Source organism: Pseudoalteromonas sp. SG43-3, assembly GCF_014164385.1.
Classification (GTDB): domain Bacteria; phylum Pseudomonadota; class Gammaproteobacteria; order Enterobacterales; family Alteromonadaceae; genus Pseudoalteromonas; species Pseudoalteromonas distincta.
Genome location: NZ_JACJFC010000004.1, coordinates 189,124 through 215,363, shown reverse-complemented (window position 1 = coordinate 215,363; position 26,240 = coordinate 189,124). Strand labels below are relative to the sequence as shown.

Annotated in this window: 25 protein-coding genes and 1 tRNA gene; 11 read left to right on the top strand and 15 right to left on the bottom strand. The window is 38.8% G+C overall.

Annotated elements, in window-relative coordinates:
• Positions 1-39 precede the first annotated feature (39 nt).
• The 4 genes from cmk to gyrA all read right to left on the bottom strand — a co-directional run bounded on the left by cmk (position 40) and on the right by gyrA (position 6,074).
• Complete coding sequence (gene cmk / locus H5157_RS05395) at positions 40-750, bottom strand: (d)CMP kinase (RefSeq protein WP_002961166.1); 711 nt, start codon at positions 748-750, stop codon at positions 40-42.
• Between the two features lie 106 nt (positions 751-856).
• A complete protein-coding gene (gene aroA / locus H5157_RS05390; RefSeq protein ID WP_182724315.1) occupies positions 857-2,134 on the bottom strand; it encodes a 3-phosphoshikimate 1-carboxyvinyltransferase in 1,278 nt (425 codons plus the stop codon).
• Complete coding sequence (gene serC, locus H5157_RS05385) at positions 2,134-3,216, bottom strand: 3-phosphoserine/phosphohydroxythreonine transaminase (RefSeq protein ID WP_024595544.1); 1,083 nt, start codon at positions 3,214-3,216, stop codon at positions 2,134-2,136. The genes aroA and serC overlap by 1 nt, the downstream gene beginning before the upstream one ends.
• A gap of 158 nt (positions 3,217-3,374) precedes the next feature.
• Positions 3,375-6,074 (bottom strand): DNA topoisomerase (ATP-hydrolyzing) subunit A, encoded by a 2,700-nt coding sequence (gene gyrA, locus H5157_RS05380; RefSeq protein WP_002961163.1) that lies wholly within the window; start codon positions 6,072-6,074, stop codon positions 3,375-3,377.
• Positions 6,075-6,250: 176 nt separating this feature from the next.
• Here gyrA and ubiG point away from each other — a divergent pair, with 176 nt between their 5' ends.
• The 5 genes from ubiG (at position 6,251) to yfaE (ending at position 11,800) form a co-directional block, all read left to right on the top strand.
• Positions 6,251-6,961, top strand: a complete 711-nt coding sequence (ubiG, locus tag H5157_RS05375; RefSeq protein WP_182724314.1) for a bifunctional 2-polyprenyl-6-hydroxyphenol methylase/3-demethylubiquinol 3-O-methyltransferase UbiG — start codon at positions 6,251-6,253, stop codon at positions 6,959-6,961.
• Positions 6,961-7,641, top strand: a complete 681-nt coding sequence (locus H5157_RS05370) for an HAD family hydrolase (protein ID WP_182724313.1) — start codon at positions 6,961-6,963, stop codon at positions 7,639-7,641. Before ubiG ends, H5157_RS05370 begins: the two co-directional genes overlap by 1 nt.
• A 408-nt stretch (positions 7,642-8,049) precedes the next feature.
• On the top strand, positions 8,050-10,332 hold the full coding sequence (gene nrdA / locus H5157_RS05365; RefSeq protein WP_002961160.1) for a class 1a ribonucleoside-diphosphate reductase subunit alpha: 2,283 nt from the start codon (positions 8,050-8,052) through the stop codon (positions 10,330-10,332).
• 65 nt (positions 10,333-10,397) lie between these two features.
• On the top strand, positions 10,398-11,528 hold the full coding sequence (nrdB, locus tag H5157_RS05360; RefSeq protein ID WP_002961159.1) for a class Ia ribonucleoside-diphosphate reductase subunit beta: 1,131 nt from the start codon (positions 10,398-10,400) through the stop codon (positions 11,526-11,528).
• Entirely contained in the window at positions 11,528-11,800 is a 273-nt protein-coding gene (yfaE, locus tag H5157_RS05355) for a class I ribonucleotide reductase maintenance protein YfaE (RefSeq protein ID WP_039489790.1), read from the top strand. Before nrdB ends, yfaE begins: the two co-directional genes overlap by 1 nt.
• A gap of 35 nt (positions 11,801-11,835) precedes the next feature.
• On the opposite strand, the gene H5157_RS05350 is transcribed toward yfaE, so the two are convergent.
• Positions 11,836-12,423, bottom strand: coding sequence for a DUF1287 domain-containing protein (locus tag H5157_RS05350; RefSeq protein ID WP_182724312.1), 588 nt, complete (start codon positions 12,421-12,423; stop codon positions 11,836-11,838).
• Positions 12,424-12,450: 27 nt separating this feature from the next.
• The gene (locus H5157_RS20890) at positions 12,451-12,924 is read right to left on the bottom strand and encodes a hypothetical protein (RefSeq protein ID WP_182724311.1); all 474 of its coding nucleotides are present in this window, start codon (positions 12,922-12,924) and stop codon (positions 12,451-12,453) included.
• Positions 12,925-13,209: 285 nt separating this feature from the next.
• On the opposite strand from H5157_RS20890, the gene H5157_RS20885 reads away from it, so the two are divergent.
• From H5157_RS20885 to H5157_RS20875, 3 genes are all read left to right on the top strand, one after another.
• On the top strand, positions 13,210-13,569 hold the full coding sequence (locus H5157_RS20885; protein ID WP_259399348.1) for an alpha/beta fold hydrolase: 360 nt from the start codon (positions 13,210-13,212) through the stop codon (positions 13,567-13,569).
• Positions 13,570-13,665: 96 nt separating this feature from the next.
• Positions 13,666-14,064 (top strand): hypothetical protein, encoded by a 399-nt coding sequence (locus H5157_RS20880; protein WP_259395932.1) that lies wholly within the window; start codon positions 13,666-13,668, stop codon positions 14,062-14,064.
• The gene (locus tag H5157_RS20875; protein WP_259395030.1) at positions 14,037-14,198 is read left to right on the top strand and encodes an alpha/beta fold hydrolase; all 162 of its coding nucleotides are present in this window, start codon (positions 14,037-14,039) and stop codon (positions 14,196-14,198) included. Before H5157_RS20880 ends, H5157_RS20875 begins: the two co-directional genes overlap by 28 nt.
• 137 nt (positions 14,199-14,335) lie before the next feature.
• Here the strand turns inward: H5157_RS20875 and H5157_RS05335 are convergent, their stop codons facing one another.
• Positions 14,336-14,764 (bottom strand): hypothetical protein, encoded by a 429-nt coding sequence (locus H5157_RS05335; protein ID WP_002961147.1) that lies wholly within the window; start codon positions 14,762-14,764, stop codon positions 14,336-14,338.
• Between the two features lie 199 nt (positions 14,765-14,963).
• Entirely contained in the window at positions 14,964-15,143 is a 180-nt protein-coding gene (locus H5157_RS05330) for a hypothetical protein (RefSeq protein ID WP_002961145.1), read from the bottom strand.
• Positions 15,144-15,423: 280 nt separating this feature from the next.
• On the opposite strand from H5157_RS05330, the gene H5157_RS05325 reads away from it, so the two are divergent.
• A complete protein-coding gene (locus tag H5157_RS05325) occupies positions 15,424-15,813 on the top strand; it encodes a YkgJ family cysteine cluster protein (protein ID WP_024597255.1) in 390 nt (129 codons plus the stop codon).
• 215 nt (positions 15,814-16,028) lie between these two features.
• Complete coding sequence (locus tag H5157_RS05320) at positions 16,029-18,398, top strand: TonB-dependent receptor (RefSeq protein ID WP_182715352.1); 2,370 nt, start codon at positions 16,029-16,031, stop codon at positions 18,396-18,398.
• A gap of 360 nt (positions 18,399-18,758) precedes the next feature.
• Here H5157_RS05320 and H5157_RS05315 read toward each other — a convergent pair whose 3' ends face one another.
• The 7 genes from H5157_RS05315 to H5157_RS05285 form a co-directional block, all read right to left on the bottom strand.
• Positions 18,759-19,379, bottom strand: coding sequence for an FKBP-type peptidyl-prolyl cis-trans isomerase (locus H5157_RS05315; protein ID WP_002962890.1), 621 nt, complete (start codon positions 19,377-19,379; stop codon positions 18,759-18,761).
• A 69-nt stretch (positions 19,380-19,448) separates the two neighbouring features.
• Positions 19,449-19,835, bottom strand: a complete 387-nt coding sequence (locus H5157_RS05310) for a hypothetical protein (protein WP_024597253.1) — start codon at positions 19,833-19,835, stop codon at positions 19,449-19,451.
• Positions 19,836-19,888: 53 nt separating this feature from the next.
• Positions 19,889-19,979 (bottom strand) — tRNA-Ser (locus tag H5157_RS05305).
• A 145-nt stretch (positions 19,980-20,124) separates the two neighbouring features.
• Positions 20,125-20,502, bottom strand: a complete 378-nt coding sequence (locus H5157_RS05300) for a hypothetical protein (RefSeq protein ID WP_024596649.1) — start codon at positions 20,500-20,502, stop codon at positions 20,125-20,127.
• A 203-nt stretch (positions 20,503-20,705) separates the two neighbouring features.
• The gene (locus H5157_RS05295; RefSeq protein ID WP_138489000.1) at positions 20,706-21,254 is read right to left on the bottom strand and encodes an NAD(P)H nitroreductase; all 549 of its coding nucleotides are present in this window, start codon (positions 21,252-21,254) and stop codon (positions 20,706-20,708) included.
• 129 nt (positions 21,255-21,383) lie between these two features.
• Positions 21,384-22,067, bottom strand: coding sequence for a DoxX family protein (locus H5157_RS05290; protein ID WP_182724310.1), 684 nt, complete (start codon positions 22,065-22,067; stop codon positions 21,384-21,386).
• Between the two features lie 93 nt (positions 22,068-22,160).
• Positions 22,161-24,122 (bottom strand): FAD-dependent oxidoreductase, encoded by a 1,962-nt coding sequence (locus tag H5157_RS05285; protein ID WP_182724309.1) that lies wholly within the window; start codon positions 24,120-24,122, stop codon positions 22,161-22,163.
• A gap of 219 nt (positions 24,123-24,341) precedes the next feature.
• Here H5157_RS05285 and sppA point away from each other — a divergent pair, with 219 nt between their 5' ends.
• Positions 24,342-26,207: a signal peptide peptidase SppA gene (gene sppA, locus H5157_RS05280; protein ID WP_182721386.1), complete on the top strand. Its 1,866-nt coding sequence runs from the start codon at positions 24,342-24,344 to the stop codon at positions 26,205-26,207.
• Positions 26,208-26,240 lie beyond the last annotated feature (33 nt).

The window sequence follows — 26,240 nt, the reverse complement described above, 5'->3', positions numbered from 1 at the left end:
TAAAATAGCACTGGCATCCTGCTGGCGCATAAAATGTGTTTAGCTTCGTTTAGGAAGCTTACCTTCAGAGATAGCAATATCCAATAAAGTTATTACCTTATCAAACACTTGCTGTGCATTAAGATCGCTAGTATCGATCTCAATAGCATCCTCTGCAGGTACAAGCGGAGCAACGGTGCGATTCATATCGCGCTCGTCACGAGCTTGAATGTCCTGTAATAGACCACTTAGTGTAACATCAAGGCCGCGCGTATTCAACTCAACAAAGCGTCTACGAGCACGCTCTTGTGCACTGGCTGTTAAATATATTTTTAACGGCGCATCTTGAAAAACCACAGTGCCCATATCACGGCCATCGGCAATTAAGCCATTTTCAGTGCGAAATGCACGCTGGCGACGTAATAACGCTTCACGAACGCGAGGTAATGCTGCAACTTTTGAAGCCGCGGCGCCTACTTCTTCATTACGAATAGTAGTGGTTACATCTTCGCCTTCTAAAATAACTTTTCCTGCATTAGTTTGGCTATCTACCAAAAACTGCACATCTAAATTTGCAGCAAGCGGGACAAGCCCTTCTTCATTGTCTAATGCAATTTGGTGATGAAGTGCAGCTAAAGATAAAACACGATAAATCGCACCGCTATCTAATACATCCCACCCTAACTTGTCGGCTAACAAGCGACAAACAGTTCCTTTACCTGAACCACTTGGGCCATCAACGGTGATCACGGGCATTAATAACGCCTGCATTTAAAACCTCCTGCAATGCACACCTAAATAAACCGCGACATTATACGTCAGTTATTTAAATATATCTGCTATTAGTGTGTAACTTTTGTAATTACTTCTAATTAGCTTATTCACTGACTGACGCTAAAACATTGAAAAATGTAGGAAATGTTTTATAGGTACACTTTGGATCATTAATTGTTATTGGCTTTCCACCAACGGCAACCATTGCAAAACACATGGCTATACGGTGATCGTCGTAAGTATCAACAGCAACATCATTAAATGTTTCAGGTGGGGTAATTTCTATAAAATCTTCACCTTCTACAACCTGTGCGCCTACTTTACGAAGCTCAGTTGCCATTGCATATAAACGGTCTGTCTCTTTTACTCGCCAGTTATAAATGTTACGAATGGCTGTTGGGCCTTTGGCAAAAAGAGCAACAGTTGCAAGAGTCATAGCAGCATCAGGAATTGCATTTGCATCTATATCTACGCCATTAAGCTCGCCTTTGCGAACAACTAAGTGCTCATCATACCAATCAATTTTTGCGCCTACTTGCTCCATTACTTTGGCAAAGCCTATATCACCTTGCACCGACTTGGCACCCACGCCCTTAATTTCAATCTCACCGCCTGCAATTGCAGCCGCAGCAACAAAGTAAGAGGCAGAAGATGCATCGCCTTCAACCATTATGCGATCTAATGATTGATACTGTTGACCACCTTTAACTTTAAAGGTTGCATAATCACTGTGCTCAACATTAACCCCAAAACGTGCCATTACATCAAGTGTAATATCAATATAAGGTTTAGAGACTAAAGTACCTTTAATAGTTATTGTTGTATCACCGTTAAATAATGGCGCTGCCATTAATAGAGCGGTTAAAAATTGACTTGAAATACTGCCGTCAATTTCAACCTCACCGCCTTTTATTTGGCCACCCACAATTTTAAGTGGTGGGTAGTCTTTGTGCTTTGTATAAGTAACATCACCACCCAATGCTTGCAGCGCGTCAACCAAGTGCCCTATCGGGCGCTCTTCCATACGTGGCTCGCCAATTAGCTCGTACTTACCAGCAACGGCAGCAAGTACTGCCGTTAAAGGTCTATAAGCAGTACCCGCATTACCTAAAAACAATGGCTCAGTCGGTGTATTAAACACACCACTAACACCCTCTACGGTGGCTACAGTGCGGTCATCATTTAAAGTTACATTTACACCTAATAACTTTAAGGCGCCCAGCATATGGCGTATATCGTCACTATCAAGTAAGTTTTCTACAACGGTAGTACCGCTTGCAAGTGCTGCTAATAATAAAATTCTGTTCGATAGACTCTTTGAACCTGGTAGGGTTACTGTGCCATTTACTCTAGAAATAGGTTCTAAACGAAGCTGCTCCATTAGCTGTGCTCCTTTGCAAAAGCAGCCATAAAGTCTACAAGTGCTTGAACACCTTCAATAGGCATTGCGTTATAAATACTTGCGCGCATACCGCCCACAATTCTGTGGCCTTCAAGAGCGAGTAACCCTGCATCTTTAGACTGAGCAACAAACTTATCATTTAAGCTTTCATCATTAAGCCAAAACGGAACATTCATACGTGAACGGCAATGTTTAGCTACTTTATTGGTATAAAAGCTCGATTCATCAATAAAGTCATAAAGTAGCTGCGCTTTAGCAATATTTTGAACTTCCATCGCTTTTACGCCACCATTACTTTCAAGCCATTGAAATACTTCAGCAGCTAAATACCAAGCAAATGTGGGAGGCGTGTTAAACATGCTGCCTTGTTTTGCTTCTAATGCGTAATCTAAAATGCCTGGCTTAGGTAAGCCTTCACGCTCAAGTAATGTTTTACGAACAATAACGATTGATATGCCCGACGGGCCGATATTTTTTTGCGCACCAGCGTAAATTAAATCAAATTTATTAACGTCTATTTCGCGTGATAAAATAGTTGACGACATATCAGCAACGATCGGTGCAGTTGGGTGGCTTGGTACATCAAAAATTTCTAAGCCGTCAACCGTTTCGTTAGGGCAATAGTGAATGTAAGATGCATCTTCTGGTAACACCCAATCAGCAACCTGTTTAATAGAAAACTCGCCATTGGCATCATTACGCACATCAATAGAGGTTGCTTGAGTAAACTTGTTGGCCTCGTCTGTTGCACTTTTTGACCACACGCCGTTTTCGCAATAAACCGCAGCTTTGCCTTCTTGGTGTAAATTTAATGGCACAGCACTAAACTGACCACGACCACCACCATGCATAAACAGCACTTCAAATTCATCACTGATATTCATTAGGCGACGAAGGCTGGCTTCACATTTAGCTGTAAGGGCTAAAAACTCTTTGCTACGATGGCTTATTTCCATCACAGACACACCTAAATCTTGCCAATCTAGAAACTCTTTTTGTGCTTTTTTCATAACCGCTTGCGGAAGCATAGCTGGCCCCGCACAAAAATTATATTTACTCATTACCTTTGCCTCATTCCAGTAATTTAACTACTTAGCATGAATGCTCAATACCCACCCACTAAACCTTTGAGTTTTAGTGAATGAATATAACTTCACACCCTATTAATTTTTTTCAACAACATTAAAAAAAGCGGCCAAGGCCGCTTTTTCAATATCAATTATTCTGAAGGAGGATTATCATCCGCTACTTCATCAATAACCGTATCTACAGTTTCAACGTCTTCAATATCAATCAAGTCACTTTCTGTAACTTCAATCTCTTCTATACGTTGTAAACCAACTACTTGCTCTTCGTCAATAGTTCTGATCAAAATAACACCTTGGGTGTTACGTCCAACCGTAGAAACTTCATTAACGCGAGTACGTACTAAGGTACCACGATTTGAAATAATCATGATTTCGTCGTTATCATCAACTTGTACAGCGCCAACAACAGCACCGTTACGCTCACTCACCTTGATAGATACAACACCCTGTGTTGCACGGCTCTTAGATGGGTAATCTTCTAGTTGTGTACGCTTACCGTAACCATTTTCAGTTACCGTTAAAATAGCACCGTCAGTTTTTGGTACAATTAACGATACTACGCGTTGATCATCGGCCATTTTAATACCACGAACACCTGTAGCAGTACGACCCATTGGGCGAACACCTTTGAAACGAATCTCAGGGTTACCTTCTTCGTCTAATACTGGGTTACCGTTTTCATCAACAACTGTTGTTTCTTCAGCTTCTTTAAAGCGTACAACTTTACCTGCATCAGTAAACAACATAATTTCGTTGCTACCATCGGTAATATCAACACCAATCAGGCTATCGCCATCATTTAAGTTAACAGCAATAATACCGCTTGCACGTTGACGACTATACGCCGTTAATGGTGTTTTCTTAACTGTACCAAATGCTGTTGCCATAAAGATGTATTTATCTTCTGCGTACTCGCGTACTGGCAATATAGCAGTAATACGTTCATCAGCTTCAAGTGGTAACAAGTTAACAATTGGCTTACCGCGCGCTGCACGACTCGCTAGTGGTAACTGATATACTTTAAGCCAATATAAACGACCGGCCGTAGAGAAACACAATATAGTATCGTGTGTATTTGCAACTAATAGACGTTCGATGAAATCTTCATCTTTCATCTTCGTTGCTGACTTACCTTTACCACCACGACGCTGTGCTTCGTAATCAGACAATGCTTGATACTTCACATAACCTTCGTGAGAAAGCGTTACTACTACGTTTTCTTCGGTAATTAAGTCTTCAAGGCTGATATCGTGAGCAGCTGCATTGATTTCAGTGCGACGCTCATCACCATATTGCTCTTTAATTTCAACTAGCTCGTCACGTATAACTTCCATTAAACGCTCAGGAGTTGCCAAAATATAAAGTAGTTCAGCAATTAGTTCTAATAACGCTTGGTATTCGGTCAAGATTTTTTCGTGTTCAAGACCTGTTAGCTTATGTAAACGCAAATCAAGAATTGCTTGAGCTTGTTGCTCAGAGATATAATATTGACCATCGCGAATACCAAGTTCGCTTGCTAACCAATCTGGACGAGCAACATTGTCTTCACCTGCTTTTTCAAGCATACCTTGTACATTACCTAATTCCCACGGACGCGCTGTTAAAGCAATTTTAGCTTCAGCAGGTGTAGGGGATTTACGAATAAGTTCGATAATTGGGTCAATGTTCGCAAGCGCAATCGCTAAGCCTTCAAGCGTGTGTGCACGGTCACGGGCTTTGCGTAAATCAAATACTGTACGACGAGTTACTACTTCACGACGGTGAATAATAAACTCTTCTAACATTTCTTTTAAATTGAAACATTTAGGTTGGTTATTAATTAGCGCAACCATATTCATACCAAACACAGTTTGTAACTGAGTTTGTGAATACAAGTTGTTTAAAATAACTTCGCCTACGTCACCACGTTTGATTTCAATAACGATACGCATACCGTCTTTATCTGATTCATCACGTAGCGCACTAATACCTTCAATTTTCTTATCTTTAACCAGCTCAGCGATTTTTTCAATTAAACGAGCTTTATTAACTTGATAAGGAATTTCGTGAACGATGATTGTTTCACGGCCTGTTTTTTCATCGGTTTCGATGTCGGCGCGTGCACGCATGTACACTTTACCACGGCCAGTTAAGTAGGCTTGTTCAATACCCTTCTTACCGTTGATAATTGCAGCCGTTGGGAAATCAGGACCAGGAATATAATCCATTAACTCTAAAATAGTTAAATCTGGATTTTGAATAAGTGCCAAACAACCATTTACAACTTCAGTTAAGTTATGTGGTGGTATATTTGTAGCCATACCTACTGCAATACCTGACGAACCATTCACTAATAAATTAGGAACTTTCGTTGGTAAAACATCAGGGATGAACTCAGTGCCATCGTAGTTAGGAACGAAATCAACCGTTTCTTTTTCAAGATCGGCTAATAACTCATGCGACATTTTAGCCATACGTACTTCTGTATAACGCATTGCCGCTGCTGAATCACCATCAACCGAACCGAAGTTACCTTGGCCATCTACTAGCATATAACGCAGTGAGAATGGCTGAGCCATACGAACTATCGTGTCATAAACTGCACTGTCGCCGTGTGGGTGGTATTTACCGATTACGTCACCGACCACACGGGCCGATTTTTTGTAAGGCTTGTTCCAGTCATTACTAAGCTCGTTCATTGCAAACAAAACGCGGCGATGAACAGGTTTTAAGCCGTCACGTACGTCTGGTAATGCACGTCCTACAATTACGCTCATTGCGTAATCTAAGTAGGAGTTTTTTAACTCGTCTTCAATATTGACTGGCAGAATTTCATTGGCGAGATCAGTCATTTGATATCACATTCCTTCAGTATCAGCTCTCAACAACCCGGTATTGGGTATTAAGAGTATTGTTATTATTTCTAACAGCCATGCTATCACAATTAATTTTAATTTACAGGCGCAAAACTTTGCGATTTATCAATTTAGCCCTATATAATGGCCTCAGATTGACGAGGAAGTATTTTATGACCGAACATCAAAATGTAGATCACGCAGAAATAGCAAAATTTGAAGCCATCGCCGAGCGTTGGTGGGACCTAGACGGAGAATTCAAACCTCTTCACGAAATTAACCCGTTACGTTTAGACTTTATAGCAAACAAAACGCAAGGCTTATTCGATAAAGAAACACTCGATGTTGGCTGTGGTGGCGGTATTTTAAGCCAAAGCATGGCGCGCATGGGCGCAAAAGTAACTGGTATCGACATGGGGCAAGAGCCTTTAACTGTTGCTAAGTTGCACAGTTTAGAAACTGGCATAAATGTAGATTACATAAAAGTGCCAGCAGAAGAGTTTGCATCGCAACACCCAGAGCGCTTTGATGTAATAACCTGTATGGAAATGCTTGAGCACGTTCCCGACCCAGCATCTATCATTCATGCCGTAGCTGCACTTGCCAAACCAGGCGCAGACGTGTTTTTTTCAACCCTGAACAAAACACCTAAAGCATATTTATACGCTATTGTTGGTGCTGAAAAGCTTTTAAAAATGGTGCCTGAAGGTACACACGACCATAAAAAGTTTATAAAACCTGCACAGCTTATTACATGGGCAGAGCAAGCGGGTTTAAAAGTTCGTGCAAGTACAGGCCTTTCTTATAACCCACTATCAAAGCAATATACGCTCAATAGTGACGTTAGCGTAAATTACATACTGTACTTCGAGAAGTTAGCTTAATGGCTAACTCTCAAGCCCCCCTCCCCCTTATTGAGTACGATGCATTTTTATTTGATTTAGACGGCACTCTACTCGACACCGCTGATGATTTAGGTGCGGCTTTAAATGCAGTTCTCATTAATAATAAAATAGAGCCTGTTAGTAGTGATGTATACCGTCCTGCGGCATCTAACGGCGCAGGCGCATTATTAGAGGCTGGTTTTAAAGAGTTATGGGACACACAACCTCAAAGCGAGCTTATTAAGCAATTAGTTGACGAATACGCTGCAAACATAGCAAATCACACACATTGCTTCAGCGGTGTTGAATCGTTGCTTATTGCCTTTGATCAGAAAAAGATCAAATGGGGGATCATGACTAACAAACCAGGGTTTTTAACTGATCCTTTAGTGGCAGCAATTCCCGCATTGAAAAATGCTAGTGTAGTAATAAGTGGCGACACCTTAGCTGAAGCTAAGCCATCCCCTTTACCGCTGCTACACTGTGCAAAGCTTATGGGAGTGCAACCAAAACGCTGTTTGTACATTGGTGATGCACAGCGAGACATACAAGCAGGCAAAGCCGCAGGTATGCGCACAGCAACGGCACTTTGGGGTTACATACCAAGTATTGATGAAGCCAACAGCTGGAATGCTGATTTTAACTGGCAAAGCCCAATTGATGGTTTTAACCATATATAGTGCCATGTTAATTAATAAACACTATATATTGTGATTGTGTTAGTTTTTACGCAAAGCTTGCTGATAAAAAAAGCAGTCAAAATTTATTTTTAAAATGCGTAAATTTAGCAGATCATTAGTTGATTTTTGCATATTTCAACTTAAATGATTGTTCGAAGGTGAGTGTCTACTAACACAAATACGTTATCCCGAAGTTATCCACAAATAGGGGCAATTATGTCCCTTGCAAAACAACTCAGACCACACTATCTTGTGATCTCTAAATTGAACAACACCAGATATTGTGGCCAAATGTTATTCAATTAAATTCGCAAATATGACGAAACTTATAATAAATGAGTATATACCTTGCCCCGGCGAGGTATAAAGCATTGGTCAAAATACATAATTCCCAAGGAATACAGGCAAATGAACCAACAGTTATCTGTAAGCAAACGTGACGGGCGTAAAGAGCCTCTTGATCTGGATAAGATCCATCGCGTTATTGAGTGGGCCGCCGAAGGTTTAAACAACGTTTCGGTTTCGCAAGTTGAATTAAAGTCGCACATTCAGTTTTACGACGGTATTCGTACTAAAGACATTCACGAAACCATCATTAAAGCAGCAGCGGATCAGATTTCAAAAGAATCGCCTGATTACCAATACTTAGCTGCACGTTTAGCTGTATTCCATTTACGTAAAAAAGCGTACGGTCAATTTGAGCCACCACGTTTATTTGACCACGTAACAAAAATGGTTGGCGATAAACGCTATGATGCTCATTTACTAGTAGATTACACAGAGCAAGAGTTAGATGAGCTTGATGCATACCTTGATCATTCTCGCGATCTTAACTTTAGCTACGCTGCTGTAAAGCAACTTGAAGGTAAGTACCTCGTTCAAAACCGTGTATCGGGTGAAATATACGAAAGTGCACAGTTTTTATATATTTTAGTTGCAGCAAGCTTATTTTCAGATTACCCACGTGAAACACGTACTGATTACATTAAACGTTTTTACGATGCAGTATCTTTATTTAAAATATCTCTACCAACGCCAATTATGTCGGGTGTACGTACGCCTACTCGCCAGTTTAGCTCATGTGTATTGATTGAATGTGGCGACAGCCTTGATTCAATCAATGCAACGTCGTCAGCTATTGTTAAATACGTTTCACAACGTGCGGGAATTGGTATTAACGCAGGTAGAATACGTGCGCTAGGTAGCCATATTCGTAACGGCGAAGCGTATCACACAGGTTGTATCCCTTTTTATAAGCACTTTCAAACAGCGGTTAAAAGTTGTTCACAAGGTGGTGTACGTGGCGGCGCAGCAACATTATTCTACCCGCTTTGGCATTTAGAAGTAGAGAACCTACTTGTACTTAAAAATAACCGTGGTGTAGACGACAACCGCGTTCGCCACCTAGATTACGGCGTACAGTTTAATAAATTAATGTACTCTCGTTTAATTAAAGACGACTACATTACGTTATTTAGCCCATCAGATGTGCCTGGCCTTTATGATGCATTTTTTGAAGACCAAGCTGAGTTTGACGCACTTTACGTTAAATACGAACAAGACGAGTCTATTCGTAAAAAACGCATTAAAGCCATTGAGCTTTTCTCAATGTTTGCGCAAGAGCGTGCAAGTACTGGTCGTATTTATTTACAAAATGTGGATCACTGTAATACACACAGCCCATTTATTTCTAAAGTTGCGCCAATTCGCCAATCTAACTTATGTTTAGAAATTGCATTGCCAACTAAGCCACTTAATAACGTGAATGACGAAGAAGGCGAAATTGCCCTTTGTACACTTTCTGCGTTTAACCTAGGTGCAATAGAGTCACTTGATGAGCTTGAAGAGCTAGCTGAACTTGCAGTACGCGCACTTGATAACTTACTTGATTTCCAAGACTACCCTGTACCGGCTGCCAAAAATGCAACTATGGGTCGTCGTACACTAGGAATAGGCGTAATTAACTACGCATACTACCTAGCTAAAAACGGTAAACGTTATTCAGATGGTAGCGCAAATGCATTAACACATAAAACCTTTGAAGCTATTCAATATTACTTAATGAAAGCATCAAACGAGCTTGCTAAAGAGCGTGGCGCATGTCCTAAGTTTAACGAAACAACGTATTCACAAGGTATTATGCCAACAGATACGTACAAACGTGATTTAGATAAAATTTGTGATGAGCCACTTCATCTTGATTGGGATACACTACGTGCAAGTATTAAAGAGCACGGTATGCGTAACTCAACACTAAGTGCATTAATGCCATCAGAAACATCGTCGCAAATCTCTAACGCAACTAACGGTATTGAGCCACCACGTGGACATATTAGCGTTAAAGCAAGTAAAGACGGTATTTTAAAACAAGTTGTTCCTGAGTATGAGCGTTTAAAAGATCAGTACGAGCTACTATGGGACATCCCATCAAACGATGGTTATTTACAGCTTGTTGGCATAATGCAAAAATTTGTTGACCAAACAATTTCTGCAAATACAAATTATGATCCAAACAAGTTCGAAGGCGGTAAAGTACCTATGCAAGTCTTATTAAAAGACTTACTAAGCGCGTACAAACTAGGTGTTAAAACCTTGTATTACCACAATACTCGCGATGGCGCCTCAGATTCACAAGAAGATGCTCCAGAAGTGGAAGATGACGATTGTGAAGGCGGCGCGTGTAAAATATAACTGCTGATTTTTATTTTAAGCGGGCATTTAGCCCGCTTTTTCTGATAGTTTTTTGAGTGATAAACATGTCTTATACTACTTTTAGCCGAAACCATAATAACCAAATGCAAGAGCCAATGTTTTTTGGCCAAACTGTAAACGTATCTCGTTACGACCAACAAAAATACCCAATTTTTGAAAAGTTAATTGAAAAGCAACTGTCTTTCTTTTGGCGTCCTGAGGAAGTAGATGTAAGTAAAGACCGTTTAGACTTTCAAGCATTACCAGATCACGAAAAGCATATATTTTTAAGCAACTTAAAATACCAAACACTGCTTGATAGTGTACAAGGTCGTTCGCCAAACGTGGCTCTACTTCCAATTGTATCGCTACCAGAGCTTGAAACATGGATAGAAACATGGGCGTTCAGTGAAACAATTCACAGCCGTTCATACACGCATATTATCCGTAACGTAACACAAGCACCTGAGCTTATTTTTGATGACATTGTTAGCAACGATAAAATTAGCGAACGTGCTGATGCCGTAACTAAATACTACGATGACTTAATTAACTCTGTATCGCTTTACAACTTATACGGTGAAGGCAAACACGAGATTAACGGTAAAACAGTTATCATTAATTTATTTGAGCTTAAAAAGAAACTTTACCTGGCTATGATGTCGGTAAATATTCTTGAAGCGATTCGCTTTTACGTAAGTTTTGCATGTTCGTTTGCATTTGCTGAGCGCGAGCTAATGGAAGGTAACGCTAAAATCATCAAGCTAATTGCACGCGATGAAGCACTTCACCTTTCTGGTACTCAGCATATTTTAAACATTATGCAAGACGGTAAGGACGATCCAGAAATGGCGATTGTTGCTGCCCAGTGCCGCGACGAAGCGATTAAAATGTTTGTTGATGCTGCAGAGCAAGAAAAAGAGTGGGCTGAGTATTTATTTAAAGATGGTTCAATGATTGGCTTAAATAAGCATATTTTATGTCAGTACGTTGAATACATTACCAATGCACGTATGACTGCGATTGGCTTGCCAGCACAGTTTGAAAATAACAGTAATCCTATCCCGTGGATAAACTCGTGGTTAGTGTCTGATAACGTGCAAGTAGCACCACAAGAAGCAGAAATAAGCTCATACCTTGTTGGTCAAATAGACTCTCAAGTTGATGCATCAGAATTTGGTGATTTTGATTTATAATGAGTGACAAGTCTACTGCAAGCATAACGCTTGCAGAAAACAGCCAGTGTATAGAATTTATCGCTGGCTGCCCTTCTCTTCTACACTGCTTAGAATCCATGAAAATAGACGTCGCATTCCAATGCCGTGAAGGCTATTGCGGCGCTTGTAGAGCAACTTTAGTATCAGGCAGTGTTGAGTATAACGAAGAGCCACTTGCGTTTGTACGTGAAGGCGAAATACTGTTGTGCTGCTGTAAACCCAATGGCAATGTAAGTATTGATCTGAAATAAAAATCAATACTTACATCCATCGTTTATTAAACTTATCAATAGTGTGGAACGAACCGGTAATGTCCGGTAATTTTATAATCAAAAAGCATATCGCTTTTTTGCGGACCACGACCTATATTATGCACAATAAGTGGGTTACCCGTATCTTGAGATAACTCATTAATCACCATACCTATATGAGGTAAATTACCTGGTAACATCCACGTTACTATATCGCCGGTTTTATAATCACTCACTTTGTTGGATTTACTCAATACGTTTGCATGGCGCTCAAAGTAAGCTTGTAAATTTGGAACACGTCGGTGATCTATATTTTTATCAGACTTAGTTAAGCCCCAAATACGTTTAGATGGATACAGCGCAAAGTTTTTTTGCATGTCTTCATGCACGAGTTTCTGTAAATCGATCCCCAACTTTCTGTAACTTCTAATTATTACATCGGTGCACACACCTATATTTTTAGGTACATCCCCACCAGGGTAGCCAATAGAGCGATAAGCGCCGTCGTAAGTCACATCATGAGTTGTACGCTCAAGCAGAGCTGAAACAATATCTTCTTCAAACGATGCTGCATTACTATTAATACACGCTAAAGTAAGTAAACACCCAATAATTCTGTACATATAAACTCCTTTCAACCTAAAATTGAGTTACAGCGTTTGGGCTACGTGCCTAAGCACGTCTATTTTATTGCCTTTACTTGCAAATTGCGTATCCAGCGCATATGCCATTTTTTCAAGCGGAGCGTCGTTATATCCTAAATGTTGGATTTCGCTAATGTAACGCATCATAAACGCGTCTGGACCAAGTTTAAGCCACTGCGCTACATGCACAAGCTCATGAAAATGAACCCTCAAATCTTTTGCAACCTCAGGAAGTAGATAATAGGTATTTTTATACGTGATACCTGCTGCATCCATATCTACAAAATCGCCTAAACCCATTTCTCGCAGGATTGGAAAGTCAGGTTTTGGTATTTTATCAACAACAACGTAAAAGGCATTTTTTAAAAATTCGACAGGATAAAACCCTGCAAACTCACTAGCAAATTTCTCACAGCTAATTCTTTGGGTTTTATATTTAATATTTGTTGCATCAATCCATTGTTCTATTTGTTCGAGCACGTCCTTTCTCCAAAATACTAGCTTAACGCTGTACACATTCTGTAAGCTAACAAATTAATAATAACAAAAGTAAATTAACGAATCTCTTTTTTAAATTACAAAAAGCTGCTAAAAAACCACTTACCCTCTAATCAACTATATATTTGGTAATGTGCTTTAAAAACACAGGTATTGTTACTGTGTCCTTATTAGTAATAACTTGCAATTATTAACTGAATGCAATTGTGTAAATAACGGGTCTGGTAAATTAATAAAACGTCATTACCAAAAATAACGAGTTTACTTATGCACCTAGATATACAAAAAAGCCTTAAAGTAAAACCTGCTCACATCGTCTCATTTATTGTGTTTTTATTAGTTTCAATATCTACGCTTACCGCTCAGGTATATGCCGCTGATGCAGTATGGCCTTCAAAAACCACTTACAAATATGCAAATGTAAACGGTAAAAAGATATTTTACCGAGAAGCTGGCGCGCAGCATAAGCAAACCATTGTACTTTTACATGGGTATCCGTCGTCTTCACACAGCTACCGAGAATTGATCCCACTCTTATCAGGTCGTTATCATGTGATTGCACCTGATTATTTAGGCTCTGGTTATAGCGCACGCCCAAACCCAAAAACTCAAAAATATACTTTTTAATTTCTAGCTCAATACGTTGAAGGATTATTAACAACACTTAAAGTAAAGCGCTACAGCCTTTATATACACGACTTTGGAGCTCCTGTGGGCTTTAGAATGTTGTTAAATAACCCAAATAAACTTGATGCACTTATTGTACAAAATGGTAATGCGTATTTAGAGGGGCTAACCCTACCGAGGCAAGCTTTTTTTAAAGCCGCGAATGAGGACAAATCACAAGCGCAGAGTGATAAAATTTATTCGTTCACGTCTAATAAAGCCATTATTAATAAGCAATATTTACGAGACGTACAAAGTAACCCAGAAGTAATGAGCCCTAATAGCTGGACGCACGATCTTCACTTTTTACAAACTAAATCCGATAGAGTAATTCAAGTACAATTGCTACAAGATTACTACAATAACCTTCTCGACTACCCTAAATGGCAAGCTTATTTACGCAAGTACCAACCAGCAACATTAATTGTATGGGTAAAAACGACCCTGCGTTTATAGCCGCAGGCGCTAAAGCATATTTAAAAGATGTACCGAACGCTGAAATACATTTACTCGATTCAGGACACTTTAGTGTTGAAGAAAAACCAGTTGAGATTGCAAAGTACATTGTGAACTTTATGGATAAGCTATAAATAGCGGAAATAAAAAACGCTGAGGGTATAAACCATCAGCGTTTCATTAAATTGTACTAACTTAAGCTAAATCCAAAGAAATAGTATTTAATATGGGTAACTGTCAGATCAAGTCTGAGCTAGTAAATTTTAAGTATTTAACCTTCTTCTTCAATAAGTGACTCTAGTAGATCGTGTATTTCAGCTTTAAGCTCTTTATCTTCAATTTTATTAGCACTAACCTTAGCATTTTGAAGATTTTTAATAGCCTCGTCTTTTTGACCAAGTTCTAGCTGCAGTGTAGCCATTGAAAAAGAAACTGATGACATGTGATCTTTGTTATTAATCGCAACAGACTTTTCTAATGCTTTTTCATAAGTCGTGATTGCCTCTTCTAGCTCTTCGGTAAAATCAGCCAAAGTTTCCCATTGTACTGGGTGATCTTTTGAGGTATTTTCGTTTTCAATACAAATCGCTTTTAATTGAGCAAATAAAGATTCAAATTTTTCTCGGTTATTTTTGTTAGCCGCCGCCATTAAATCTTCTGCTAGGTCATGTACCGCTTTATATATTTTTGTATTCATCATCACTGGTTATCCTTTAGTGCAACTAAACTAATTTACTGACTCAATTTAGCTAAAATGTATCATTACAGTCATTATAAAATGTATTTAAACAACTGATTTATTTAATTTGGTGTATAGCGTAATAATACATTAATAATGAACATCGCGTAGGCGTTAAACACACTGTAATTAAACTTTATCGCAATTACTCTTAGTAACCTCACACACTGAATAAACTTGCAACCCAATCCAACGTAAAGATGGTCGTAAACACTTTAAGTGCAATGACAACTATAAATAATAAGATGATTGCCGCTTTGGCTTTACTACTTTTGAGGTTGTTCCAATATAATAACTTTGCATTAAATTCTGTTTTTAACTTAGTAACAGCTTCTTTCATAATTACATCCTACTTAGGGATCCCGCTCAGCAACATTTAATAACTACAAAGCTGCCCAAGCAGGTTTCATAATATTTTTCGCCACCTTATAGTAAAGCATTAAATAAAGCCTGTACTATATAAAATGTAACAAGGGGTTTTAACTTAAGTTATTGTATCTAACTTTTTTACACACCCAAAAAGCAAACACTGGGGCAATTCAGTAGAGCGTTAATAATAAATTTGGTGCTACACTAATACCTAACTTAAATGTGTTAACAGCCAACTAAATTAGCAAATTATGAAAGAGTGCAACCAGTGTGGTAAATGCTGTATTAAATATGGTGGCGGCGACTTAAGCGCAACGAAAGAAGAAATAGGTTTATGGGAGCTCTTTAACCCCGAAATTTATGAGTACGTTAAAAACAACGAAATTTGGTTTGACCCAAAAACAGGCTTAAGACTTCAAGTGTGCCCATTTTTAGAAATTGCGCCTAAAAAGGAGCCTCTCGCTAAAAATATGTATACCTGCAGTATTTACCTTGACCGTCCAGAAGACTGCCGTCACTACCCTAGCCTTATTTCAGAGATGATCCGCGACGAATGCGAAATGATTGAATCTATAGATATAACAAACCAGACAAGAGCGCAGCATAAACTAGATTTGATAATGATAGATAGCCGCTCTTAAATACCCAGATAAACCTGCAGCGCTATGAGTCTCGCACTTAAATAAATAAGTATTTCTATTAACATACCTATTATTATAATTTTTATAAAATTGGTTTAATCGTCATTTTTAGATCATTCATCGCAAAACACAAAGTTATACTATAACATTGTTGATTCACTGATTTTGCGGTGTTATATTATATCACAACATAATAACCGCGAACCAATATATCCATGACAAAGTTAACATTAATCTCCTCTGCTATTTTTTCTGTTTTATGTTCTCAATCAGCTTTGGCTGCCACTGTTACTGGTAAAGTAATGGATGATAAAAATCAACCAATCAAAAATGCCTCAATTCATGTGCATGGCAAAAACCAAAGCGTTAAAAGTAATGATTTAGGCGAATTTGCTATAGAAATCGATGCAAATAGCCAATTACATATTAGTAAAGACAACTACGTAGACTCTCGTATTGCTGTAAGCGAATCTTCAAATAATCTGTCTGTGTCACTTAAACCAACATCAGTTGAGACAGTGGTTGTTTATGCCTCTGCACTTCATAAAAATAGCCTCGAGATGATATCGCCAGTAAGCGTGCTCTCAGGTGATGAATTAAGAAATAAATCTAAACCAACTCTTGGTGAAACGCTAAAAGGTTTACCAGGCGTAAATGCAAGTTACTTTGGCCCTGTATCATCAAGCCCAATTATTCGTGGTTTAGATGGCCCTCGCGTTAAAATCACACAAAACGGATTAGATGCCAGCGATGCATCACGTATTGGCCCAGACCATGCGACATCAAGCGATAGCCTAGCAGCAGAACAAATTGAAGTATTACGTGGCCCAAGTACCCTACTTTATGGCTCTGGTGCAATTGGCGGTGTTGTAAACGTGGTTGATAACCGCATTCCTACAGACAATATCGACGAGCTTACGGGTGCTGCTGAATACAGCCACGATACAGTGTCAAACTCAAACACAGTAGCTGCAAAACTAGAAACAGGTAATGAAGGCTTTAACTTTCATTTTGATGGCACTAAGCGCAGTGGCGATGATTACCAAACACCTACCTTCACTATTGCCGACGATGATGGCGATGTAGAAACAGAGAATTCTGTAGAAAATACTTTTATTGATAGCGAAACACTTAACTTTGGTACTAGCTATGTTGGCGATCATTTAACGATTGGTTTTTCGTACGGTAGCATTGATACCGATTACGGTATTCCTGGGCATGAGCATCATCACGATCACGAAGGTGAAACTGAAGAAGAGCATGCAGAACATGAAGACGAAGCAGCTGAAGAGCCGGTTTATGCACATTTAGAGCAAGATCGCTGGCAAGGGCTTGTAAGTTACGCCCTTCATAATAACTGGATTGAAACCATCAACCTACGTGTTGGCTACACAGATTACTCGCACAGCGAAATTGAAGATGGCGAAATTGGTACTACTTTTAAAAATAAAACGACTGAAGCACGTTTAAATGTAGAGCATAAGTTTGCTGATTGGCACGGAATGATGGGCTATCACTACAGCGATTCTGACTACGATGCAATTGGTGAAGAAGCCTTTACACCCGCAAGTGTAACTACAACTAACGCATTATATTTACTAGAAGAGCGTGAATTTGGCGACATTACAATTGAACTTGGCGCACGTGTTGAAGATTACAAAATTGAAAGCCAAATCACGGCACACGAGCATAGCCACGATGAAGTAGAAATAGATCACAGCGACGAAGAAACCATTGGGTATAATGAAAGTTTTACCAATTTAAGTGCCTCTGCTGGTGCAATTTGGCAATACAAGCCAGGTCATAGTATCGCTACAAGTATTTCTCATTCAGAACGAGCACCGCTTTCGGCAGAACTTTTATCTAACGGTTTACACATTGCAACTGGCACGTACGAGCTAGGCCTTGGTTACAATATTGAAGATAATGAAGCGCATTTTGAGCCAGAAAATATCAAGCAGGAAACTTCAACAAACTTAGATTTAAGCTTTAGACGCTTTAGCGGTGATTTTGGTTACACCGTTAACTTTTTCTATAACGATATCAAAAACTTTTATTTTCAAGAAAATACGGGTTTAGTTTACGATGAAGAAGATGGTTTAGAATCAGCTATTGGTGCACATGACGATGCTGTTGCGGTTTATCAGTTTACAAGTAAAGACGCAGAGCTTTATGGCATTGAGTTTGACGCGCATTACCAAGTAACACCAAGCGCTATGGTTAAAGTATTTGGTGACTCAACTCGTGCAAAACTAAAAGACGACGAAGGTAATTTACCACGTATCCCTGCCAATAAATTAGGCTCTGAGTTACAGTACGATTTAGGTGACTTACAACTAACATTAACGGGTACTCATTACTTTGATCAAAACGATGTAACTGCCTTTGAAACTCAAACTGATGGCTATACGTTATTTGATGCACAAGCTAATTACCAATTAGGTTTAGGCAGTGTCGATGCACAGCTGTATATAAACGTTGATAACATTACTGATGAGTTAGGTTTTGTACATAGCTCATTTATTAAAGATAAAGCCCCACTACCAGGCAGAAACTTCCGCTTTGGTGTTCGTGGCTATTTTTAATAATTAAAAGTAGTTTTAGTTTATAAACCGCATTTTATTAATGCGGTTTTTTATTTTTAGAATATATAATATCGATCGGCAATAATACTTGATCAATTCAAGGGATTAAACTTTGCGCTAACTGCGTAAAAAATTATGATATACGACTGCATGGATGCAAAAGGTAGAGCAATGCAGGAGCAATTAGTGATAACAATTAGTTAAAAAAGTTTTTGCCTTGTTATCAACCCTATTTTCTTAGCGCAAAATAGATCACTTAATTAATCGAATTGGTATAAAACACTTAGATTACAGACACAAAAAAGCCGTATTCAGATTGAATACGGCTTTTTAAACTCTTAATTTTAAAATTTATTTAAATTAAGAAATGATTTCGTGTAGTTCAACGTCAAATACAAGCGTTGAGAAAGGTGCGATTGCAGCACCTGCGCCACGTTCACCATAAGCAAGCTCATGAGGAACGTAGATACGCCATTTAGTACCTACAGGCATCATTTGTAATGCTTCAGTCCAGCCTTTGATCACGCCACCAACTGGAAATTCAGCTGGTTGACCGCGCTCGTATGAGCTATCAAACACAGTACCGTTAATTAGTGTACCGTGGTAATCAACACGTACTGTAGACTCAGCTGTTGGCTTTTCGCCTTCGCCAGTCGCTAGTACTTCGTATTGAAGACCAGACTCAGTTACTGTGATTTCAGGACGTTTTGCGTTTTCTTCTAAGAATGCAATACCTTCGGCAGAAAGTACTTTAGATTCTTCTTCACGACGAGCTTGGATCTCTTCGTTAATCTTTTCGAATGCAGCTTGAATCTCAGGGATCTCAACTTGAAATGCGCTACCAGCGTACGCATCTTTCATGCCTTCAAATACTGAATTTAGGTTTAAGCCTTCAAAAGGATTAGACTTAAGTTGCTCACCCATTTGTAAGCCAATACCGTAACTTGCTTTTTCAGCATCTGTAGTAAAATTATCTGACATAATGTGTTTTTCACGTTTTGTTAGTTAAAAGACACTTATATGCTATCACAAAATAAACCCCGTTTGGGGCTAGTTTTTGCTGAGTTTTAGCTTAATTAGGCCAACAATATAACTACAAAGCGGTAAAGTGAATAAAATTCCAACAAGTAAAGGAATAGCTAATAATCCAGATTCACCAGACAATAAAAATGGCACTGCAACTAAGCCTACTAAACCAATAAAAGCAGAGCCAATTACTGGCCAATGTTTATCATATTTAGTAATAAGATGGGCAGCCAAAATATTAAAACCAAGACCATAAGCAAAAGCGGTAATTAATGGATATTCTGGCTGTGCGTCGACCGCCATTTTTGCCAACAAGCTAATAGCACTTTGATAGCAGTAACCAAATACCACCCATAATAAAAGATGTTTTATTAATAGCTGTGAGGTTGATAGGTTCGTTGCTTTAGTCATTAATTAAACTCCACAAAGCAAAAAACCGCCTATAAGGCGGTTTTTTTAAATAATGGTGGAGAGATAGGGATTTGAACCCTAGATGGGCTATAAACCCATGCCGGTTTTCAAGACCGGTGCATTCGACCACTCTGCCATCTCTCCGTACGGCGCGAATAATATGGTTAAACGTGTTACTTGTAAAGAGCTAAATATAAATTATATCGTAAATAATAATTAAACGATTAAAAACAAGTCACATTGCTCTTTTGTTAAGCTAATTACTTCAACACGCTTATTAATTCAATACTCAGTAATATTGTTTAGGCCTGCGAGCAATCCAAGAACAAATTAAACAAGCCAATAAACTCAATGCCGCGAATGTTACACTTTGAAAAATTAAGTCAAATCGATTTAAATCATCACTTGGCACTATTACAAACATAAAAGCGGGGAGTACACTTAGCGCTAAAACATAACAACACACTTTAAATGCCCGTCCAAAGTCAAAACGTTTAGACTGTTGCATCCACAAAGTTAACAGTATTAGCATACCTATTGCAGAGCCTGCTATAAAATGCGCTGCATTTGTACTCATTGCAACATACAAGGTTACAAAAGCACCAACAATTCCCCAAATTGACCACGCAAGCCAGTTTTCTTTTTCCTGTAAAAATAAATTTCCCATTGTTTTCGTCTTCTTTATCGTTATTTTTATTAAGACTTTCCATAATGTATCAAAAAACAACCGATTAAAAAACAAACTGAAGAAGAATTATTAACTTTTGTGCTTCCAAGCGCTTCTCACAGCCAAACCACTAACTCTTTTATATTACTCTTAGTAACCTTAATGAATTATGACTATGCAAATTGCATAAAGTTCATACTATTTCACAAATTACTAAAATAATGTTCTGGTTTATGGCGAGGTGACTTTTTACACTCGACTTGAGGAGTACCTATGTATAAGTACCCTACAATTTCATCTTGCTCATGTAAGTTAAGCGCTTTTTTGACTGCTCTACTTTGTGCAAAGTAACCTGTGCGCCAAACACCACCTAAACCTTGAGCAAATGCAGCTTGTTGCATTGCTAATACACTGCAGCCTGCACTTTGTACCTGCTCGATACGAGGAACTTTTGGGTGTTCTTGATATTTAGCAATTGCTATTACAATCATAGGCGCACGAAGGGGAAGCTCTTTAGCACGGTTAATTACTTTTTCTGTCTGTTGCTCTGCCACTGCACTTTGATGGTAAATTTCACCCAGTTTATTGCGTGCATCACCTTGAGCAATGATGAACTGCCACGGTGCTATACAGCCATGATCAGGAACACGTAATGCTGCTTGCTTAATTATGTCGAGCTGCTCAGGCGTAGGGCCCGGCTCTGTTAGTTTAGAGTCTGATTGGCGAGTAAGTAAAAGCTCGATAGCGTTCATAACGATTCCTCAAAATTCAAAACGATAGAGTAACATTTAAAACCTTAAATAATAAATACCGAGAAATTAAAATGCAAAACGGCCGCAAAGGGTCAACTATGCAGCCGTTAATAAAATACATTTAATGCGCTATTTTTTTATAACGTTTCGCTTTAACCAGTAATCAAAACTAACAAAACGCCCACCGCCCATAAAAAATAAACTTAAGAGCATAGCAAAATAAATTGCCGAAAATTCTATGCCATTATTTAAAATAGATGGTTTACCTTTTTCGTATAGGTAATCAGGTAAGCCGTGCTCTTCAACTAAGTCTCGAATTTTTCCTATCCTGTCTTGTACTTCTAATGAGTTTTCGAGGCTTTCTTTTGCACCTGGGATAGATAACCAATCAAGTACTTGCGCAGCACTTGTTTCTGGATTAGTCGGCGCTATTGCAAACCACCCGTTATGCCAATGTACTGAAGTAGCCGCTACAACCATTGTGAACATAAGCGGGATACTGACTAAGCGAGTTAAAAGGCCAAATAATAACAACCAACCACCTAAAAATTCACTCCATCCAGCTAAGAAGGCTAGTAAATCAGGAAACGGTAAGCCTAAACCCCATTCACTATTACCAAACCATTGAACGACATCAGGCGATGCTAAAAAGTTATTTAGAAAGCCTTCTGTTTCAGTACTTATAGCAAGTTTGTTATAACCTGCGATGATCATAACGGGAGCTAAAATTAAGCGAAATAGTAAAGCAGGTAAACCATCTAAAAACGATAGTTTACCCAATATTGTGTTATAAAAACTGATTAGTTTATTCATGCGTATCCTGTGTGTTCAATGTTTATTAAGTTATAGACTATAAACAAAAAAGACCGTATAGATTGATAAACTATTTCAATTTATTTACAAAGGTTAAATACTTCTCGCCACTTGTAGAGCTTCAAAAATAGCGCGTTTAGCATCAATTGCAGCAGCCAATTTAGCTCCGCCTATCACATGCACTTTTGTGGTATCTGTGTAACCTTCTAGCACTTCGCTATTAGAAACCTGACCAATACACGCAATAACAGTATCTACCGGCAGTACTTGAACTTCTCCAGCAACATTAATTGTTAACCCATTCTTATCAAAACTTTGATATTGGCAGTCAGCAATTTGTTTAACACCATGCTGTTTAGCAACTTGGCGATGTATCCAACCAGTGGTTTTACCAAGCTCACTACCAAAACGACCCGAACTGCGTTTTAACATATACAATTGGCGCTCGTCTTTATGAGGTTGTGCATCACACTCAATCCCCCATTGCGTTTTAAACTCGCTAATAGATTGTGATTTATGTTCACTTAAAAAAGCAACCATATCAAAACCAATACCGCCAGCACCTAAAATAGCGATTGATTTGCCCAGTTCTACTTCGCCGCGTATGACTTCGTCATAAGCAAACACACGCTTATCATCACTACATTTAATAGAGGCTTCACGCGGCCTAACGCCTGTTGCAAAAACAATATCATCATAATCTTTAAGCATTGAATCGTCGTAAGCTTTACTAAGCTCCACAGTTACTTTTAATCGCTCGAGCTCATTAGTGAAGTAAGTAAGTGTATGGTTAAAGTCTTCTTTACCCGGTATTTGCATGGCTAAATTAAATTGACCGCCCATTTGCGATTTTTGATCAATTAACGTGACGTTATGCCCTTTTTGAGCCAAGTAACAACTTGCTGATAAACCAGCAGGACCTGCACCGACAACTAATACATTTTTAGCTTTAGCTGCTTGCTCTAGCGGGTAATCTAGCTCAAATGCAGCTTGTGGATTAACTAAACACGTAGCACGTTTATTTTTAAATACGTGATCTAGACAACCCTGGTTACAGCCAATACAAATATTGATTTGTTTAGATTGATTGTTTACGTACTTATTAAAAAACTCAGGATCAGCTAATAATGGACGTGCCATCGAAATTAAATCAGCCTCGCCTGCATTTAAAATATCGTTAGCAATTTCTGGAGTATTAATTCGGTTAACAGCAATCACAGGGACATTAACTACGTCTTTTAAACGCTTTGATGCTTCTTTAAATGCACCCGGTGGCACCATACTCGCAATAGTCGGTACACGCGCTTCGTGCCAACCAATACCAGTGTTAAATATATCAACACCCGCTTTTTCAAGTTCGGTAGCCTGAATAACAACTTCCTCTGGTGTTGAACCGTTTGGAATCAAATCAATGACCGACAATCTAAAAATAATTAAGAATTTTTCAGATACTTTTGCTCTTACAGCTTTAACTATTTCAAGTGCAAGTCGCATTCTATTTTCTAAGCTGCCACCAAACTCATCATCGCGTTTATTGGTATGAGGCGCCATAAACTCATTAATCAAATACCCTTCAGAACCCATGACTTCTACGCCATCGTAGCCGGCTTTTTCAGCCATATAGGCAGAATGCGCAAAGTCTTTAATTGTTTTTTTAATCGAGCCAAGCGACATCGCTTTAGGTTTATAAGGATTAATAGGTGCTTTTATTGCACTTGGTGCTTGATTGAAAGGATGGTATGCATAACGTCCAGCATGTAATAATTGCAAACAAATTTTTCCACCGTGTTTATGCACAGCATCTGTGTAAGCGCGATGCTTAAACACATCGTAATAACTATTAAATGAGGAAGAAATAGGTGTTAGCTTGCCACGTAAATTAGGGCTGTATCCGCCTGTAATTAACATCGCGGTGCCACCTTTTGCACGTGCTTCATAAAATGCACGTAAGCGTTTGCGGTTATGCCAGCCCTCTTCAAGGCCTGTATGCATTGAGCCCATAACCAAGCGGTTACGTAATTGTGTGTGTTTTAGTTGTAATTGTTGTTCTAACATCTTGTGCCCCGTTAACTGGTCTAACCTGTATACATTAGCTAATTCTGCTTTAATGGCAAGTAATAAGCAATATGTGCATGCATTTAATTAAAAATAGCTGTAAAAACTTACGTTTATATAGGTTCATAAACACTTCGTTACGATTTAGCAGTTAAATTTATTTTTATTCTAGGCTAAGATGGAACTAATGTATTAACTGTACCAAATTAAGGAGCTATTTTGATAGCAAAGGTATTTAAAGGTATTTGGGCTGGAATTAATTTTTCTCGTCGCTTAATACTAAACATTTTGTTTTTATTACTGGTAATTGTTTTCTTTGTGTCACTCTCAAGTGACGATGATCAAATAATAGTTGAAAATGGCTCTGTACTCAGGCTTAACTTAAATGGCCCTATTGTTGAAGAGAAAACATATATAGACCCAGTTGAAGCCGCAATTAGTGATGCAACTTCTGGTTCTGAAGCACCAAGCGAAATATTACTCGACGATATTGTTGAAGTAATAAACGAAGCGACTAAAGACGATCGTATCTCGGTGATATTGCTTGATTTACAAGAGATGCCTAAAGCACATTTAAATAAACTTAAGCAAATTACAAAGGCTATTGATGCCTTCAAGCAAGCTGGCAAAAAAGTAATTGCATCGGGTTATTACTATACTCAAGCACAATACTATATTGCATCGCATGCTGACGAAATAGCTATGCACCCATACGGCAGCGTAGGTATTGAAGGTTATGGCATGTACCCGCTTTACTTTAAAGATGCACTTGAAAAGCTTGAAGTAACGCAGCATATTTTCCGTGTTGGTACATTTAAGTCAGCAGTAGAACCTTTTATTCGTAACGACATGTCTGAAGCAGCTAAAGAAGCTAACCGCGTTTGGTTAGGCGCTCTTTGGAGCGAATACAAACAAGATGTTGCCGCTGTTCGCCCGTTTGATGAGTCAAATTTTGACGAAACAATGGACGTATATCTAGAAAAAATGAAAGCTGCCGATGGCGATGCAGGTAAATATGCACTTGATCACCAGTGGGTTGACTCTTTAAAAACAAATCAGCAAGTTCGTAAACAATTAATTGATTTAGTAGGCACACAAGAAGATGGTAAGACATTTAAGCAAGTTTCATTTCGTGAATACTTAAGCTTAATTAAACCGCCTATTGAAATTGATAACCCTATTACCGAAAAAGTAGCGGTAGTTGTTGCTAAAGGTACGATTGTTGATGGTGAGCGTAAAGCAGGCGAAATTGGGGGTGACTCTACAGCTGCCCTACTTCGTAAAGCACGCCTAGATGATAAAGTTAAAGCGGTTGTACTACGTATAGACTCTGGTGGCGGTAGTATGTTTGCCTCTGAAGTTATTCGTGCTGAAGTATTAGCCCTTAAGGCTGCTGGTAAACCTGTTATTGCTTCAATGAGTTCTGTGGCTGCATCAGGTGGTTATTGGATTGCCTCTGCTGCAAACGAAATTTGGGCAGCACCAAGTACAATTACAGGCTCAATTGGTGTATTTGGTACGTTTATGACATTTGAGAAAACCTTATCGAAAATTGGTGTTTATTCAGATGGCGTTGCAACAACCGAAATGGCTGGCTTTTCTATCACTCGTCCACTAAATGAAAAGATGGGTCAAGTAATTCAAATGAACGTTGAGGAAGCATACGGTCGCTTTTTAAATGTTGTTGCTGATGCGCGTAATATGACGCCTGAGCAGGTTGACAAAATTGCCCAAGGCCGCGTATGGATTGCATCTCAAGCACTTGAACTAGGTTTGGTTGATAAGCTAGGCGACAAACAAGGTGCGATTGAAGCCGCTGCTGCACTTGCCAAGCTTAATCATTATGAAGTTAAAACTATTAAACAAGATTTAAGCTCGCAAGAAAAAATGATTCAAAACATTTTTGGTAATGCGTCTATTAAATCTATGCTTGGTTTGCAAACACAAAAAACATCTGTGTTAGCAACACAAGCTAATTTACGAAGTGTTATTAACCAATTAAGTACTGAAGTTGAAAACCTTAAAGATTACAACGATCCACAAGGTGTATACGCACGCTGTTTAGTGTGTAACGTTGCACAATAAAAGTGCATAGCTTCACCTAATCAGCTGTATTTA